The following is a 15,762-nucleotide window of genomic DNA, read 5'->3' as shown; positions in this document are numbered from 1 at the left end:
AACTTTAACGTATTTGGCGAAATTTGATAGATTTCCTCCCTGATGCTAAAAGGTCGAGGTTACCGCTCCGTACCCGGGCAAGCGCGGCATAATAGTCTGCAACAGTCTTTTTATACAGTACTTTTACCATCAATAGCGGGAGCAAGCCCAGAAAAAACGCACCGCGTAACAACCAATAAAACCCTACAGGCTCACTAAAAATGATGTTATTTAAAGAGTGATTCTTGAAGTCAAAATAATCTCCGGCAAATGCTGTCAATGCAGCGCGTAAAACCAGGACACCAAACCAAAGCCCTAAGCCGATTAACAGATATTTTTTATAAACAGTCGATTGTTGAGGAGGTTCGAAACTGGCATCAGCCGGTCTCCTGCCGTTTAGTTCCCCGGTCACATCGTCCATGTAAATGGCGTAGTCATTCCCATGGTAATAATATACTGCCCGCCAGCCGGGGTAATAAAATTTACTGGCCGATTTAGTGTCATATTTTAAATAGTGTTGATGTTTATGCGCCGAATCAGTACTAGTAAGTTCGCTATAAACCTGGTTAGCCGCTTGTAACTGGCCCAAATTATCCCAGGCTTTTTGTTCCGGTTGGCTATCAGTTAATTTAATACCGTCTGTTTGGATAGCATTAACTGGAATTATTAGCTTTTTGTCGACACGATTGACAAAGACCGCCATGTTTTCTCCCTCCGCCTTACTTTCACCGCCGTAAACCGAAACTGAAAAATTGCCACTAAGCGGAGTGTTCTGACTAAGTACTTTTCCGTTATTATCAATCGTGTTATAATAACCAGTATAAGTACCACTAAACTGGTAAAACGGAACATATATCTGCTCGACGGGCAGGAACTCCGCTTCGAATAACAGGTTGACGGGCGTTTTATCGCCGCTGCTGAGAAACTTAATTACCGCATCTCTGAATTTTGAAAGGTCATTCCTGAAACGAATGCAGCCCGCATCAGGTGCCGGCCCGGTTATTGAATGCTCAGTTGATTTATTCGTCTTAAAAGCGCTTCCGCAATAGGGGCATTTATTAGTATTTGTTGTGAAATCGTATTCGAGGTTTGCGCCGCAATTACTACAGGCATTGCTGCCGCTGACGGGTTGTGTGGTAGCCGGTTCCATTTATTTAAGCTGTTCAAATGTTTGTATCGCAATCAGGCCCAGGTTTTTGTAGCTGATAGTTTCGTTCATTGCAGAGAAAACATATGCATCTTCAAAATTACTGAGCATGGCCAATTCCGCTTTTGCTTCCTCGACCTCGTTCAATCCCAGGTAGCAGTTGATGATGGAATAATGAGCTTTAGCGGCCGTACGGCCGAATTCCCTGGTATTATCATCCTGATAAATTGTGGCATCCGGATAGTTCTGAATGAGTTCGCGAAAGATAAGAATGGCGGACTTAAAGGAGTTCATGTGAAAATGACAAAGTCCGGCATTATACAAGGCATCATCCGCCAGTTCATGATCTGGATAAAGCCGGGTAATGTCCATGAATTGCCGCATGGCGTCAAATAGTAATTGTTGCTGAACCAGTTGGCTGGCTGCAGCAAACAATTCATATGGATGACTATTCGTCATAAGTGGATAAGGTTATATAAGACTTAACAATTGTGCTTTCTTTTGATCAAACTCAGCTTGGGTAATAATCCCCAAATCCAAAAGGCTTTTAAGATCCTTGAGTTTTTCGATAGGCGATTTCTGTTCGGGCATCGAAGTACCTGGCTGTATAGTTGGCGCCATAGCCTGCTGAACCATTTGCGGCATCATAAAACCCATCCCCAGCCCAACCCCACCGCCTACGGTTTGTCCTGCAATTCCGTTGACGTTATTTGCAGCATCCTGAATCGACATGGCCATTTTGTATTTCATAAACTCATCCATATTACCCAGGGCCGACATGCCCGATCGTTGATCGATCATCTCCTGAACTTCTTCGGGCACGGAAATTGAGCCAATGTAAAAATTGTGCAGTGATAAACCCAGATTCTGAAAGTCGGGCTCTAGCGCTGCTTTTACATTTTCGTTAATGGTATCATAAGCCGAGGGCAAATCCATAACCGATTGTGCTTGTTTTCCAAGTATCCCGGTTAGTTTAGATACAATAATATTTTTTAAGTAATCGGCAATATCGGCATCCTGGTACATGCCCATTGTGCCTACTATTTGATTTACAAACACGCGGGAATCTGATATCTGGATGGTGTAATTACCAAAAGCACGTAATCGTACCATTTTCAGATCTCGGTCAGCAAACAAAATTGGTTCTTGCGTGCCCCACTTCAGATTGGTAAATAGTTTTTTATTGGTGAAATAAACCTCGGCGCGGAACGGTGAATTAGGGCCATAAGCAAAACTCGTAACCCATTTTGTAATCACCGGAAAATTATGCGTTTCCAGCAGATAACGCCCCGCCGCAAAAACGTCTACTACCTGGCCATCCCTAAAAAAAATTGCTTCCTGTGTTTCGCGTACAGTCAGTTGCGCGCCCCATTTGATTTCTGTAGGTCCGTTATCCGGAACCCGCTTTACCATTACACTTCCCGAGTTATCTAAAAACTCAAGAACTTCGACTAATTCAGGCATATATAATTGTGACAATGATTAATGTTCAAGGCTAATATAAATTATTTATTTTTAAAATAAACATATTACTATTACAATGAAGCCGATTGAATTACGCAGAGACCTGATTTAGTCTAAGTTAATGAAGCACAACACGCCTTTTAGAAAAACCGCTTATTCAAATCTAAAAGATTAAGCGCTACACCATGGTTTTCTTCCATTTCCCACGTTTAAATAATATGTAAGCGGCTATGGTCAATCCTATTTCAGAAATGGGGATGGTTACAAAAACGCCCGTTGGACCCATTTCAAAATACTTAGCCATTAAATAAGCGAAAGGAATTTGGAATAACCAAAATGTAAAAACGTTAATTTTTGTTGGTGTCCAGGTATCGCCGGCGCCGTTAAACGCGCTGGTTAAAACCATACCAACACCATAAATAATAAAGCCCCCGCTTAAAATTTGCAAAGAGCGGGTGGCTATCTTCTTAACCTCTTCATCGTCTGTAAAAAATGAGGCAAACAAATGTCCGCAGGTTAAAAACAGGATGCTCACGATGCCTAAAAACACAACCGTATATTTTATAGTTTGAAATACCGATTGTTCTGCCCTCTCCAGATGCCCGGCCCCCAAATTTTGCCCAACCAATGTTGCGGCCGCATTGCTCAAACCCCAGGCGGGCAGCAGGAAAAACATCATCAGCCGGAGCGATGTTTGATAACCGGCAGAGCCATGGTCTCCCCCTGTTGTGGCAACCAATTGTGCCAAAAATATCCAGCTGCAACTGGCTATTACAAATTGTAAAATACCCGGCGCAGCAATTTTTATAATCGCCTTAATCTGTTGCCAATCGGGTATAAAATAGCTTATGCGGATTTTTAAGGCATTTTTGCCATTAAATAAATTGTAAACCTGGTAAGTAACGCCTAAACCACGGCCAATGCTGGTGGCTATGGCTGCTCCTGTTAATCCAAAAGCAGGAATTGGCCCAAGCCCCCTGATAAAAATAGGACATAAAATAATGTTTGCCATATTGGCAATCCACAAGCTACGCATGGCTATAGCTGCATTACCGGCACCTCTGAAAATCCCGTTAATCAAAAACAACAATACAATGATGATGCTACCCCCCATCATAATGCGAACGAATGGAGTTCCATGATCTGCCGTTTCTGCAGAAGCGCCCATAATCAAAAGCAGCCCCCGGGCATGTAAAAAGCCAAAAATACTTATGCCCAGATTAATAAGTACCGCTATGATGATGGTTTGCATTCCGGCTTTTGATGCGGCTTCAGGATTTTTTTCGCCAATACGGCGGGCAACAACTGCCGTTGCAGCCATACTTAAACCTATGGCCAGCGAATATATTACGGTTAAAACAGATTCGGTTAAACCCACTGTTTGAATAGCGTGACTGCTGTTTTTTAAATGGCCTACAAAATAAAGGTCGACCAGTGCAAAAACAGATTCCATGGCCATTTCCAGCATCATGGGGATAGCTAATAAAACAATTGCCCTTTTTATGCTGATGGAGGTCAAATCAACTTCCTGACCCTTTATTGCCTGTTTTAAAACCGAGAAAAAAGAAGATACCTTACCCTTTGCAGTAAATGATTGTGACATAAATATAAGCTTGTGTTTTTTAGGGAGCGGCGTTTTATCTGATACCCTGGATAGCAAATATAATGAAACCTTTGATTAGGCAAGTAGTGATTAAGAATCAATTTTAGGGAAATCGCTTTTAACTTTTTTAACTAGCGAGCAGCTTGCTTCTAAACTCATCGTCCAAAGCAGCCCGTTTTCTTTTTTGAGGTTTACTGCTTTTAGATTCTGTTTCCCGTTCGATGATATTTAAGGCCATTTTTGCGATGATATTGTAGTTCAAGGCCGAGTTTCCTTTCTTTTTGAGCGAATAGTCCTCTTTGAAAACCATATCCAGTGTCCAGTGAAGGTTGTTTTCGATAGCCCAATGGCTACGGATGGCCTGCCCGATTACTTTTGGCTTGGCCGAAAGGGAAGATATATAATATCTCGTTTCCCTGGATGTCGTTCCGTTGCGTTTGTCTGTCCGTTCCGAGATGACCTTTGCGATACTTTTCAGGCCCGGCCAGTCCTCTTTGTCATCTAAAAAAGTAAGGTTATCTATAGCCTGGCAGGTACGTTGTTCTATTCTCCCATGTCCGGCATCTATAGTGATATCGGCTTCTACTTTAGGGTTCATGGTAAATACTTTCTCAACCTGTTCCCTCAGCTCCTGCTGGTTGTCTTTGACCATCAGTATATAGTCGGCTTCTTTCTCAATAATAGTCCCCGCAATAGCTTTCTGACAGCCCATGGCATCGATCGTGATAATGCAATCTTTAACAGTAAGTAACTTGAGCAAAGCGGGGATTGCTGTAATCTCGTTGCTTTTTTCGGCAACGGCCTCTTGCCCAAGGCATAACCGGCTCCCCGATGCATAGGCAGACACCACATGCAATGCGGATTTGCCCACGGCTTTATCGTCAGATCCGCAGATCGTCTTTCCATCTATGGCAATCACTTCCCCACCTGTGAATTCTGCCATAGAATCCACCCAGTCCCTAAAACATGCACTGAACTGTACCGGATCGAGCACCGCGAAAACCTTCCCCAGCACATCGTGTGAGGGTATACCGTGTTTGTAAGGCAAATACTGCCGGAGCCAGGATAGCTTTAAATGACCGAACATATTGATCGAGGTCCAGTCGTCCATCCCGCTGACCACGGCAGATATACATAAAAACAGGATTTCTTCCAGCGGATAAAGATGATGCCCTTTGTTCGTTCTGCGCGGGTCTTTCATGCTGGAAAAATAAGGACAAAAAAATTCGTGGGCTTGATATTTGGGATTTGATAAGGCCATTTTTTTGACCTTAATCATTTATATCCTAAATATAACACATTTTTTCCTCTTTCAAAAAGTTAAAAGCTATTTCCCTGGGAAATGTAAATATAACATAAATAAACGAAAACTATATAATATGGAACCTACTTGTTTGCTATCGATTCATTCGGAAACGTTTTTTTTTGGACTTAAACATCGTGAACTTTCAAATCACAAGACTTAACTTTGAAATTTTCTATAGGAAAGATATTATTTCCAATAATTCAGACTTATTCCTAAATTAGTGCGGAATGAAACTTAAACACTTATTTTATATTTTTCCCGCCTTTTTAGCCTCAAACGTATTGCTTTCGGCCTGTAAAGAGTTTATCGAACCTTCGATTGCAAAAAGGCAAGTGACGCTTGAAGCACCTGCAAACCTGTATCAGAGCACCAAATACACTATAAATTTTTGGTGGGACGGCGTGGAGGATGCATTGGCTTACCGGTTACAGGTAGTTACCCCCGGCTTTGATTCCATTGGCGGCCTGATTCTGGATACACTGGTTAAGGACATTAAATTCACCTCGACTCTTGAGCCGGGAAACTATCAGTGGCGGGTAAGGGCAGAAAACGGGAGCTCGCAGACAGCTTATTCGCCCGCCAGAAGCTTTATTATTGAACAATCATCGCTAACCAATCAAACCGTCACCCTTTCGTCACCGTCCAATAATACGTCAACAAGCGTAAATGCAGCCCTTTTTAAATGGAACAGTTTATACGGCGCAACGAAATACCAGGTAGAGATTGATACAAATAACTTTGCCAATGAAGATGCGTTGGTTTATAACCAGGTTGTCCCTGGGCTCCAGGTTAATTTTACCTTTCCAAAGGATCAGGTTTATGGCTGGCGGGTAAGGGCAGAAAACGAGACCGAACAATCCAAATGGTCTGCTATCAATTATGTAACCTACCAATTGCCGCTGCCTGCCCAGGTTAGCCTGGTGTCGCCCGCGGCTGGAAGCAGTGTTAGCTTACCCGTGCAACTAAGTTGGAATTCAGTCACAGGAGTACCAGGTTACAAATTATATGTATTTAAAAGCGATTCGACCACGCTTTATAGTAATAGTTTTCCAGTTACGGTCAATTCTACCGGTTATAGTTTTAATCTAGGCGTTACCGGCGAGAAGATATATTGGAAAGTAAGTGCGCTGAACGCTTCGGGCAAGGAAGGGAAAGCCAGTGTACTTAGAAATTTTGTACTGTTTTAAGCCAATGGGTCATGGTCAAAAAAAATAAGGCACTAACATATGTACTGATTGTGGTTGTATTGCTGGTGTGGGGAATCATCATCTACCGGATAGTTATTGCATACAGCGGCGGTCATGATGAAAGTTATGTGCCACCGGTAGCACCTAAAGAGGTTTTTAATGATTATGCGGTGCCCAAAGACACGGCTCGCCTCTTGCTGAATTACCGCGATCCTTTTGGGATTGTTGTAAAGAAAGACACCGTAAAACTGCCGGCCAGGAATCGGCCGAACGCCGGAATTGCGAGGTTGAACATGGTACCGTCTTTTAACTGGGATATTATACGATATTCCGGATATATAAAAAATCCAGGGTCTAAAAAACTGATTGCTTTTATGAAAGTAAACGGCAAAGAAGCGATGATGAGTGAGGGAGAGACAGTAGGGCAATTCAAACTGATTCGGAATATGAAAGATTCTGTATTAGTTAAGAGCGGAGGTAAAACCAAATATATTCATATCCAACCTGCAATTTAATGAAGTTCATTTATACAACCTTTTTAATTTTTGTTTACTGCAACTCATTTGGGCAGAAAATACCCGATTATGGTTTGCACAAGGTAAGAATTACGGATACCGACCGTACGATATTGGCAGAAATTATACCTGTTAATTCAAATCCGGATGTGCAAAGCACGCTTACTTATTACTGGTATGCAACTAACAAAGTACATACCCTTCAGGGCGGCTTTAGTGGCCGCTTATTAAACGGCGCCTACATCGAAACATACCTGAACCACAACAACCGAACTCAAGGCACCTTTAAAAAAGGCCTCAAGGACGGAACCTGGAAGGATTGGGATGAGCGTGGAAACCTGATACAAGTAGTCAACTGGCGCAATGGAATACGTTCGGGCATCTTTAGTTTTTTTAACCCGGATGGCAGCCTGAAAGAAAGCGGGGAATATCGCAAAAACGAATTGGATGGTCCTGTAGTATTTCACGAAAGTCGCGATTCTTCACGGAAAGTCTATTATAACAATGGCAAGGCTTTGGAAGGAAAGCCGCGTTCGCTTTTTGACAAAGTCAATATTTTTAAAAAGAAGCCCAAGCCGGGTAAGGGTCATGCTTAAAGGCTCGGCGCTTTATATTGTCATTATTATCAGCCTGGTAATTGCCTTAATATGCTCTGCCCTTGTGCTGGCAGCTTATTTTTTTAGGGGGCAATACCTTGTAAAGTCGCGATTTGACCGCCTACAGGATAACCTTTCGTCAGGCATACATATCCTGCTGCGTACAAAAGACCCAGCCTATTTACAAGGGAAGACCTTGAATTTGTTCACCAATGGCGATGATTCCGTACGGCTTAAAAATATCCCGTGGGGTATTTATGACATTGGCATTGTGGAAGCATTCAAGCAGCAAGACACATTAATTAAAGTATTTTCGACCGCTTTTGGGATCGATTCGTCCAAATGGGCTGCTATATACCTGATCGACGAAGACAGATCAGTCTCGGTAAGCGGAAAGACTACGATACGCGGTGACGCATACCTGCCAAAGGCCGGCGTAAAGGCAGCATATGTGAACAATAAAGCCTATGAAGGCGACAAAAGGCTTGTTATCGGCAACATTCGTGACAGCCAGCGTAACCTGCCCCCGTTGAATGACATTCGCCTAAACAATTTAGCACAGCAGTTTAATAATCCGGGGGGGACAGTCAGTAAGAACTGGCATGTAGACACACTGGCTGGTTCATTTCGCCGCCCTGCCAATATTGTTAACCTGGGCAACAGCCCTTATACTCTAAAAAACATCAGACTATCGGGTAATATCATCCTGTATGCAGATACGCTGCTTACTATAGATAGTACCGCGATATTGAATAATGTGCTGGTATTTGCAAAGGCCATCGTTGTTAAAAGTGGTTTCCATGGCAGTTGCCAGCTCTTTGCTTCTGATTCTATAAGTATCGAAAAAAATTGCCGCCTGGAGTATCCTTCGTGTTTGGGCTTACTGCGTTACAAGTCGCCTACGATTGGTTTTCCGCCACAAGTTAACATTGGTCAAAACGCTCAGATCAATGGTGTTATATTCACTTACGAAAAAGAAGCTTCTGCCTTGCCGGCAACCATCAGTTTGGACAAAGGGGCCCTGGTGAACGGCCAGGTTTATGCGCAACATATTCTTTCGACCAAAGACAACGCTGCGGTTAAAGGAAGCGTTTTTACCACGCGATTTATGTACCAAACGGCATTTAGCCGGTATGAAAACTACCTGATAAACCTAAAAATAGATGCCCCCGCTTTATCAGCATATTACCTGACCAGCGACCTTACTCCCGTAGCCTCATCCGAAAAAAAAATACTGCAATGGCTGGAGGCAAAATAAAAAAAAACGGGATGCTGGAGGCTGCTACCATTGTAGAAGTGGTTATAGCCCTGGTGATTATTGTTGTAGTGTTTGGTATGGCCATGATGATATTTGCCAATGTAACACAACAGGCAATATCCGCAAAAAAAATACGGGCGACGGCTGTGCTCAGGAATATCCTGCTTAAAGCAGAACAATCGCGGCAATTGCCGCAAGAGGCCTTTAACCAGGATGGCTTCAGGATTATACCGGTGATTAAACCGTTTGAAGGCGGACCAGGCCTTAGCGAGTTTCATTTGGCCGCTTATGATGAAAACCAACAGGAGATAGCAAAGGTTTCGGAAATAATGATCAATAATGACAATATTAAACCATAAACTAAAGGCTTTTACCATTATGGAAGTAACCATTGCACTATTGGTGTCGGGGATACTGATCGCTATCGTTTATGTGGCATTTGCGGTTGTAAACAATTCATACCATGCGTTTGTGCTCAAAAACGTGGAATCGGCTGATCTGGCACAACTCGATCTTTTGCTCAGCCGCGATTTCCGGCGCGCCGATCTGATCGAAAAAACCGATTCCGGTTTGTTTTTTAAGAATAATAACGGCGGTATAAGATACGTGCTTAATAGTGATTATATTGTGCGTACCAATGGCATAACAGACACTTTTAAGTTTAAAACAACCCGTACCAATATGCTTTTTGAACAACAACCCGTTGAAACCGGGCCCGATGCTTTAAATAGCAGGGTTGACGAACTGGAACTTGATTTGCTATTACATAACAATAAAATGACCTTTTACTATTATAAACAATACAGTTCTGCTAACCTTTTTGAACAGGATACCCATGCCGGCAATTGACCTAAGCCAATACGAAAAAAAGAAAACGCCCAAACCTGCAAAACAGGAAGGCGAGGGCGGCATTATTGCGTTTTTAAACCGTGACATCAGTTTTGGCAGCAAAGAACTTAACGATAAAAAAAAGGAATACCTATACCTGGAGCTAAGCTCGCTCCTGTTGGCCGGCATCAATTTAAAAACCAGCCTGGAGTTGGTAACCGCCGAACAGGAAAAGGAAAGCGACAAAAAACTGTTTGCAGCCATACAGGATAGCGTATTGAATAATGGTATAGCTCTTTCCAAAGCCCTGGAAAAATCGGGTAAGTTTTCCTTGTACGAGGTATACAGTATTCAAATTGGCGAGGAAACCGGCCAACTGGCCATGGTTCTGCAGGATCTGGCTAAATATTACCAGGGCAGGATAAAACAAAGGCGCAAAATAGTTTCCACGCTTTCCTATCCATGTATGGTGCTGCTTTCGTCATTTGGCGCGGTGTATTTTATGCTGAAGGTGGTGGTACCCATGTTTGCCGATGTGCTCAAACGCTTCGGGGGGCAGCTGCCCTGGATCACCGAACTCGTGATCACGATATCCAAAGGAATGGAAACCTATTTTCTGCCCGCCTTCCTCTTGATTACCGCTATCGTCGTTTTCCTTTTCCGGGTACGCAAAACGGTAAGTTATCGTAAAATTTCTTCCGGTTTGGTATTGAGGGTACCTGTAGCGGGTAACCTGGTTAAAAAGATATACCTGGGCAGGTTCTGCAATTCCATGCGGTTACTTACGGGCTCGCACGTGCCGTTGTTGAGGGCCATTGCTTTAAGCAGGCAAATGGTGGGCTGGTACCCCATTGAATCTTCCCTGCAAAAGGTGGAAGACGATATCCTGAACGGTAAATCGCTGCACCAGAGCTTACAGCAGTTCAAGATCTACCCGTCCAAAATGATTCAGTTGGTAAGGATTGGCGAAGAATCAAACAAGCTGGACTACTTTTTTGCCAAGATAGCCGAGCAGTACGGCGAGGAAGTAGAATACCAGACGGCCTCCCTCAGCAGTATCATGGAACCTCTTTTTATCATCGTAGTGGGTTTCCTGGTGGGGGTAATCATGATTGCTATGTACCTGCCGATGTTCCAGATGGGCAATACGTTTCAATAGAAGCGGCGACTGTAGGCGGCAGCGGGAGTATGCTGAATGCCAGCTACGAAGCATGTCGGCAAAAAAATTGGGTTAACATAACTTAACATAATTCAAAAAATATTTTTATAAATATTTGATTATAAATACATTATAAAACACCACGATTTACATGTTAACCCAATTGTTATACTATGAGTTACAAACCCGCGGCAACGGCGGGCAGGCTTTACATTACAAGTCCCCGCTTTGCCTTTGCCGCCCTGGCCAGCCCGCGCTGTGGGCTTTTCACTGCAATCCTTAACGCGAACTGCGGGGATACAAAAACACCCGGATGAAATTAATCATCCGGGTGTTGCATATTCATTACTTAGCATGGCGTTTACCTATCAGCGGGCCACACGCGACACGCGTGCGCCAGCTTGGGGGTATCTGCAAATACTATTTTAATTCTTCAATCAATTTTCTAAATTTAATAGAAATGTTTCTATGAAGCACCGAATTCAAAAAATTTAGTACATCTGGATTGTCATTATTTTCCTTGAGTATGATTTTGTTCAAAAAATTGGGAGCGATAACCGCTTCTAACATTTGTTCAGAAACCATATGATCATCATATAGTGCTAAATAAATATTACATAATTCCAAATAGTCATGGATGCATAAGTTTTGCATAGCAAGAATGCAAACGAAAGCTTGTTCAGCACTAAAATGCCTAGTCGCCAAAAGTTTTTTTACATCGGGAAAATAACTTAAACTATGATCAAAAACCTCCACAAATGCTTTATTATCCAAGTATTGTTCTAACACATCCATTTGCCTGGGCGTTTGCTTTATAATAGTCTGAATTAGGGTGTCAAAATTTTTCTTTTTATATAAGGTTTGTTTTTGCCTCGATGATGAGAAATTCTCATTATTTAAGTTCTGTTTATTGTTGGTACAGGCAAATAAAATCATACACGCGGTTGCAAATAGAAAAAAACGGTATAGAATCTGTTTTATATTAGCTTGATTTTTCATATTTATCAATTCTTCGACCATATAAAATGTTAAAATATCTTCAAAAACAAGTATGAAGGTGATACTGGGCTATACGGAGAAAACATAGTATCACTTACCCACATACCTTCTAAATACACAGGAGGCTCGTTCTCCCATATGTTGCGCGCTATTTGTAGTCGCACGAAAGCCAAAATCATTTTCTTTTAATATCTCTCCTGGATGTCCATTTCCTACTTCGGCCACACTTATCGTCTTATTGGTACCACTCACAATACCAACATGACCTGTTGCCGGGTGCGAGCCATAATTTATATGCTCCGCCACTACGTCCCCCGCCTGAGGGGTTTCATTTGGACCTAATACTCTCCAACCAGGTATACTTACATTAGGATCTGCCCATTGTTGAGCTGTTGGCGGCGATCCGTATCCGAACATTCGTTTTAAAAAATTTCCATTAGGCGTACCGAGATCAATGCCAGCCTTCTTAAGCATATCATAAACAAATTTGTTACATTTATCGGTTCCTGGGTCATAGTTATCTTTCTGTCTATCAAAATCCCAATCGTGAGGATTATTTTTCAATGCATTTTTTGCGTCATTAGCTATGACTTGGCCAAGTGTAGTTTGAGTTTGTTGGTAAGCGTTTGTAGGTGTCACAAAAGTAGCTGAGGCCATTCCCTCTATCTGTTCCATTGCCTCATAAGTGGGTACCTCTTGTCCATTAGCGTCTCTATAACTCCCGGTATTATAATCATAGGTAAGCATTCCGTCAATGTCAATATTTCTGATCGGGTTATTCTCCACGTAATTATATGGCGACCATCTCCTGCTTTTCTCAGCCAGCGGATCAATCGAATTCCATCTTGCAATCACCGGGTCATAGAACCGAGCACCGTAATCGTATTCGTTCAACTCATCCTGCATCTCTTTGCCGTTGTAAAGATACTTATTTCCAGCATTTTGCTGGCGGTGTACATTTAGGCCAAAGGGGTAATAATCATCCTCGCCAACTTTACCGTTTGTTTGGTCAAATGTTACCCGGTTGTTACCCAGGTGATCGCTCAGTGCGTACTCATAAATATAGTTGGCGCCGGTCTTGATCGCCCGACCTTCATCGGTTTGAATAAAGTCTATCGTGCCATCCACCTTGTACTGAATCCCGTCAATGTAATCGGTTGATGCCCCGTTGCTTATTTTTCTGAGTTTATTACCGGCAGCATCATAGGTGTAGGTTAAGCTTTTGCCGGGTATAACGGCCGGCAAATTCAGCAGGTTGTAGTTAATCGTATTCCCCTGGCCATCACTGGTGGCATTGCCGTTAACATCATAGCCATAGCTCCGGGCTACGCTGTTGTTATTACTGGTAACCGCTTGCAACTGGTTGCCGCTATAAACATAACTGAGGATGCCGGTGTTTGGCCCAAAACGGGTCATGCCTTGTATATTGCCGTTCGTATCGTACGTGATACTGTTTTCACTGAATGCCTCTGCCGAATTACCCGCCGTTAAACGGTTGAGTTGATCGTAATTATAGGTGACAAACTTTTGTCCTACAGTGCCCTTGTTATATAATTGTTCGGCAATGTTGCCATTATACTGCGGGCTTCCGTTATTTGCCGGCACCGGTGTATTGTAATTAAGCGCCATGCTAAACAGCTTATCGGCGGTGGGCACCACATTAGGGTCATTGATCTTAGAAAGCCAGCCGCGTTCATTATAAGCATAGCTTGTGTTTTGTAAAAACGATGCACCAGTGTTGGTGCTGTGCAGGTGCTTTACCTTTAGCTGACCAACCTCATTATAATCCACCTGGCTTAGCAATACATTAACCCCGTCGTTAATTTGTTCAAAGGTCTGCGTTTTGCGGGCCATGTGGTCGTAAACGTAAGTGTTGGCTGCGGTTAACACCGGGGCCGTTGTACTGGTGGTGTTATAATGTTTACGGGTAGTAGCAGTTACCGTATTGGTAAAATCATAACTGTTGGTTATTACGTCATAGTTATTTACATTTGGTGTGCCGCCACCAAGGTAGTGCTGTTTGTAGGTTTGGATATTGCGGCCGAGGTCATCATAATAGCTTACAGTCCAAAGCATGTTGGCTGTGCCCAGTATGTTTATTTTACTGCCGGTAAGCAGGCCTGTGGTCTGGCTGCTTGCCCCCGATGGCATGGTATTAAACACCGAAGGCAGCCCGGTAATATTGCTGAAACTGTAGTCATCGTAATAGTTTATACTCAGGTAACTGCTCATGGCTGGATAGCTGTTGACAGCAGGATTATTGCCGACGAAATATCCTATATTTACGTCACTTTTATCGCGGGTATCCCATTGGGCAGCTGCATAAATATTGGCCTGTAAAGTAGATTGTGCTATAATAGCGCCAGCATTCCACAATCCAGTCATCACTACCTTGCCTAAAGCATCGTATTTGGTCACTGTCCATTGGTTGGTTAACCGTTGGATAGCATCCTGGGTAAGTACCGGTTGGTCCAGCTTATTGTATACCACGTATTCCCAGCCCTTGCCAGGTAATTTTTTCCGATTTAACCGGTTCTGCTCATCGTAACTGTATTGGTAGCACAGGTTATCAAGAACAGTTTGTGCAGGCAGAACATTATCAGCATTACTCATTGGTGGCAGCACAAAAGCCAGGTTGCCCAGGTCGTCATATACATAATAGGTAGATAGGATCTGCAGGGTTGTACCACTGTAATTAAATGTGCGTTTCAGTACCACGTGCCCTTCATTATCTTTATATGTTTCTGTTGTGCCCCCCCGGCCGCTTTTCCAGTTTTCATCTTTGGCAATGCTAACATCAAGTTGCGCGGCCACGTAATTGGCATTGACCCCTGCTGCCCTGGTAAGTGTGCGGCTCCCGTCTGTATTTATTATTACCCCATAAAGCGCAGCAACCAACGTGTTAGCGGTATCCGTTATTGTTGTTGCATTATTAATGGTGTAAACCATTTTTTTGGTGTGCCCGGTAGCATTACCGGCTACAGGTTGCCAGTCGGTACCCGGCGCACCCTGTTCTGTTGCCCGGTTCAATGGCGACGGTTCAAAGTTGGTTACCGCAAAAGGTTTGGGGTTATAAACTATGCCGTTGGTTTGCTGGGCGCCGGAAGCTGCTGTACTACCGGCGGGGTAATAAAAATTCAGCACACCGGCACCTGCTGTTAGGGCATCTGTTTTGTAGCCGCCATCAGCTGTAGTTGCTGCATAGGGCAGGTATTTTTGTGCTTCCCTGCCAAAAACATCATATACAAAAAGCTGCACCAAATCTTTATCCAGTGGCGAGCCTTTTATCTGGATGCTTTGCAGCTGTCTGCCCAATCCGTCAAAGTATTGTACTGTTTGCATCAGTTCGCAGGTGCTGCGGTTGGCTAAACCCGCAGCTGTATTGATGCCGCCAACGCGAGGTGTCGATGTTAATATATAATTTTTATTGGCACTTAAAGCCGTGGTTTGCGGTACGCAATCTGGGCCAACAATATACAAGCTCAGGCTGCTGCTGCTTGCTGCCGCAAAGCTAAAGGTGGGATTAAGCACTATACTGGTATTGCTGTAATAGGAGCCCGCTACAGGTGTGCCCGTCATGGCGGCATTTACATATGTTTGCGCCTTTGAATATATAGCCGACAGCAAAATGCTGAAAGCTAAAAGTAATGGCTTTAGTTTTGATTTTATGGTGATATGGAAAATGGCCATATGATAGTGGTTTAAGGTTAACGCTTTAATT

The 15,762-nt window shown here is 43.2% G+C and carries 14 protein-coding genes; 7 read left to right on the top strand and 7 right to left on the bottom strand.

Features of this window, described 5'->3' with window-relative positions:
- Window positions 1-4 precede the first annotated feature (4 nt).
- The 5 genes from ACFGVS_RS01710 to ACFGVS_RS01690 form a co-directional block, all read right to left on the bottom strand.
- Window positions 5-1,129 (bottom strand): hypothetical protein, encoded by a 1,125-nt coding sequence (locus ACFGVS_RS01710; RefSeq protein ID WP_439697205.1) that lies wholly within the window; start codon window positions 1,127-1,129, stop codon window positions 5-7.
- Complete coding sequence (locus tag ACFGVS_RS01705) at window positions 1,130-1,585, bottom strand: tetratricopeptide repeat protein (protein WP_090650014.1); 456 nt, start codon at window positions 1,583-1,585, stop codon at window positions 1,130-1,132.
- Window positions 1,586-1,597: 12 nt separating this feature from the next.
- Window positions 1,598-2,590 (bottom strand): SPFH domain-containing protein, encoded by a 993-nt coding sequence (locus ACFGVS_RS01700; protein ID WP_439697204.1) that lies wholly within the window; start codon window positions 2,588-2,590, stop codon window positions 1,598-1,600.
- Window positions 2,591-2,768: 178 nt separating this feature from the next.
- A complete protein-coding gene (locus tag ACFGVS_RS01695; protein ID WP_090650446.1) occupies window positions 2,769-4,193 on the bottom strand; it encodes an MATE family efflux transporter in 1,425 nt (474 codons plus the stop codon).
- A 127-nt stretch (window positions 4,194-4,320) separates the two neighbouring features.
- Window positions 4,321-5,472 (bottom strand): ISAs1 family transposase, encoded by a 1,152-nt coding sequence (locus tag ACFGVS_RS01690; protein ID WP_439697203.1) that lies wholly within the window; start codon window positions 5,470-5,472, stop codon window positions 4,321-4,323.
- Between the two features lie 254 nt (window positions 5,473-5,726).
- On the opposite strand from ACFGVS_RS01690, the gene ACFGVS_RS01685 reads away from it, so the two are divergent.
- The 7 genes from ACFGVS_RS01685 to ACFGVS_RS01655 are packed head-to-tail and all read left to right on the top strand — an operon-like array spanning window position 5,727 to window position 11,042.
- Entirely contained in the window at window positions 5,727-6,686 is a 960-nt protein-coding gene (locus ACFGVS_RS01685; protein ID WP_439697202.1) for a hypothetical protein, read from the top strand.
- Window positions 6,687-6,697: 11 nt separating this feature from the next.
- Window positions 6,698-7,201 carry a hypothetical protein gene (locus ACFGVS_RS01680; protein WP_090639494.1) on the top strand — a complete coding sequence of 168 codons (504 nt, stop codon included), beginning with the start codon at window positions 6,698-6,700 and terminating at the stop codon, window positions 7,199-7,201.
- Window positions 7,201-7,797, top strand: a complete 597-nt coding sequence (locus ACFGVS_RS01675) for a toxin-antitoxin system YwqK family antitoxin (protein ID WP_439697201.1) — start codon at window positions 7,201-7,203, stop codon at window positions 7,795-7,797. The genes ACFGVS_RS01680 and ACFGVS_RS01675 overlap by 1 nt, the downstream gene beginning before the upstream one ends.
- Window positions 7,790-9,055, top strand: a complete 1,266-nt coding sequence (locus tag ACFGVS_RS01670; protein ID WP_439697200.1) for a hypothetical protein — start codon at window positions 7,790-7,792, stop codon at window positions 9,053-9,055. Before ACFGVS_RS01675 ends, ACFGVS_RS01670 begins: the two co-directional genes overlap by 8 nt.
- Window positions 9,037-9,414, top strand: coding sequence for a hypothetical protein (locus ACFGVS_RS01665; RefSeq protein WP_439697199.1), 378 nt, complete (start codon window positions 9,037-9,039; stop codon window positions 9,412-9,414). The genes ACFGVS_RS01670 and ACFGVS_RS01665 overlap by 19 nt, the downstream gene beginning before the upstream one ends.
- Complete coding sequence (locus ACFGVS_RS01660; protein WP_439697198.1) at window positions 9,395-9,904, top strand: PulJ/GspJ family protein; 510 nt, start codon at window positions 9,395-9,397, stop codon at window positions 9,902-9,904. The genes ACFGVS_RS01665 and ACFGVS_RS01660 overlap by 20 nt, the downstream gene beginning before the upstream one ends.
- Complete coding sequence (locus tag ACFGVS_RS01655; RefSeq protein ID WP_439697197.1) at window positions 9,891-11,042, top strand: type II secretion system F family protein; 1,152 nt, start codon at window positions 9,891-9,893, stop codon at window positions 11,040-11,042. Before ACFGVS_RS01660 ends, ACFGVS_RS01655 begins: the two co-directional genes overlap by 14 nt.
- A gap of 420 nt (window positions 11,043-11,462) precedes the next feature.
- Here ACFGVS_RS01655 and ACFGVS_RS01650 read toward each other — a convergent pair whose 3' ends face one another.
- Both ACFGVS_RS01650 and ACFGVS_RS01645 read right to left on the bottom strand, forming a co-directional pair.
- On the bottom strand, window positions 11,463-12,041 hold the full coding sequence (locus tag ACFGVS_RS01650; protein WP_439697196.1) for a hypothetical protein: 579 nt from the start codon (window positions 12,039-12,041) through the stop codon (window positions 11,463-11,465).
- A gap of 90 nt (window positions 12,042-12,131) precedes the next feature.
- The gene (locus ACFGVS_RS01645; protein ID WP_439697195.1) at window positions 12,132-15,731 is read right to left on the bottom strand and encodes a DUF6443 domain-containing protein; all 3,600 of its coding nucleotides are present in this window, start codon (window positions 15,729-15,731) and stop codon (window positions 12,132-12,134) included.
- Window positions 15,732-15,762 lie beyond the last annotated feature (31 nt).

This window comes from Mucilaginibacter sediminis (genome assembly GCF_051903035.1).
Classification (GTDB): domain Bacteria; phylum Bacteroidota; class Bacteroidia; order Sphingobacteriales; family Sphingobacteriaceae; genus Mucilaginibacter.
The sequence above is the reverse complement of the archived record's forward strand: the minus strand, read 5'-3'. Positions and strand labels throughout refer to the sequence as shown.

Excerpts from the sequence above, each read along its gene's own strand:
- ACFGVS_RS01710 (WP_439697205.1), bottom strand. The coding sequence starts at position 1,129 with ATGGAACCGGCTACCACACAACCCGTCAGCGGCAGCAATGCCTGTAGT.
- ACFGVS_RS01705 (WP_090650014.1), bottom strand. The coding sequence starts at position 1,585 with ATGACGAATAGTCATCCATATGAATTGTTTGCTGCAGCCAGCCAACTG.
- ACFGVS_RS01700 (WP_439697204.1), bottom strand. The coding sequence starts at position 2,590 with ATGCCTGAATTAGTCGAAGTTCTTGAGTTTTTAGATAACTCGGGAAGT.
- ACFGVS_RS01695 (WP_090650446.1), bottom strand. The coding sequence starts at position 4,193 with ATGTCACAATCATTTACTGCAAAGGGTAAGGTATCTTCTTTTTTCTCG.
- ACFGVS_RS01690 (WP_439697203.1), bottom strand. The coding sequence starts at position 5,472 with ATGATTAAGGTCAAAAAAATGGCCTTATCAAATCCCAAATATCAAGCC.
- ACFGVS_RS01685 (WP_439697202.1), top strand. The coding sequence starts at position 5,727 with ATGAAACTTAAACACTTATTTTATATTTTTCCCGCCTTTTTAGCCTCA.
- ACFGVS_RS01680 (WP_090639494.1), top strand. The coding sequence starts at position 6,698 with ATGGTCAAAAAAAATAAGGCACTAACATATGTACTGATTGTGGTTGTA.
- ACFGVS_RS01675 (WP_439697201.1), top strand. The coding sequence starts at position 7,201 with ATGAAGTTCATTTATACAACCTTTTTAATTTTTGTTTACTGCAACTCA.
- ACFGVS_RS01670 (WP_439697200.1), top strand. The coding sequence starts at position 7,790 with ATGCTTAAAGGCTCGGCGCTTTATATTGTCATTATTATCAGCCTGGTA.
- ACFGVS_RS01665 (WP_439697199.1), top strand. The coding sequence starts at position 9,037 with ATGGCTGGAGGCAAAATAAAAAAAAACGGGATGCTGGAGGCTGCTACC.
- ACFGVS_RS01660 (WP_439697198.1), top strand. The coding sequence starts at position 9,395 with ATGACAATATTAAACCATAAACTAAAGGCTTTTACCATTATGGAAGTA.
- ACFGVS_RS01655 (WP_439697197.1), top strand. The coding sequence starts at position 9,891 with ATGCCGGCAATTGACCTAAGCCAATACGAAAAAAAGAAAACGCCCAAA.
- ACFGVS_RS01650 (WP_439697196.1), bottom strand. The coding sequence starts at position 12,041 with ATGAAAAATCAAGCTAATATAAAACAGATTCTATACCGTTTTTTTCTA.
- ACFGVS_RS01645 (WP_439697195.1), bottom strand. The coding sequence starts at position 15,731 with ATGGCCATTTTCCATATCACCATAAAATCAAAACTAAAGCCATTACTT.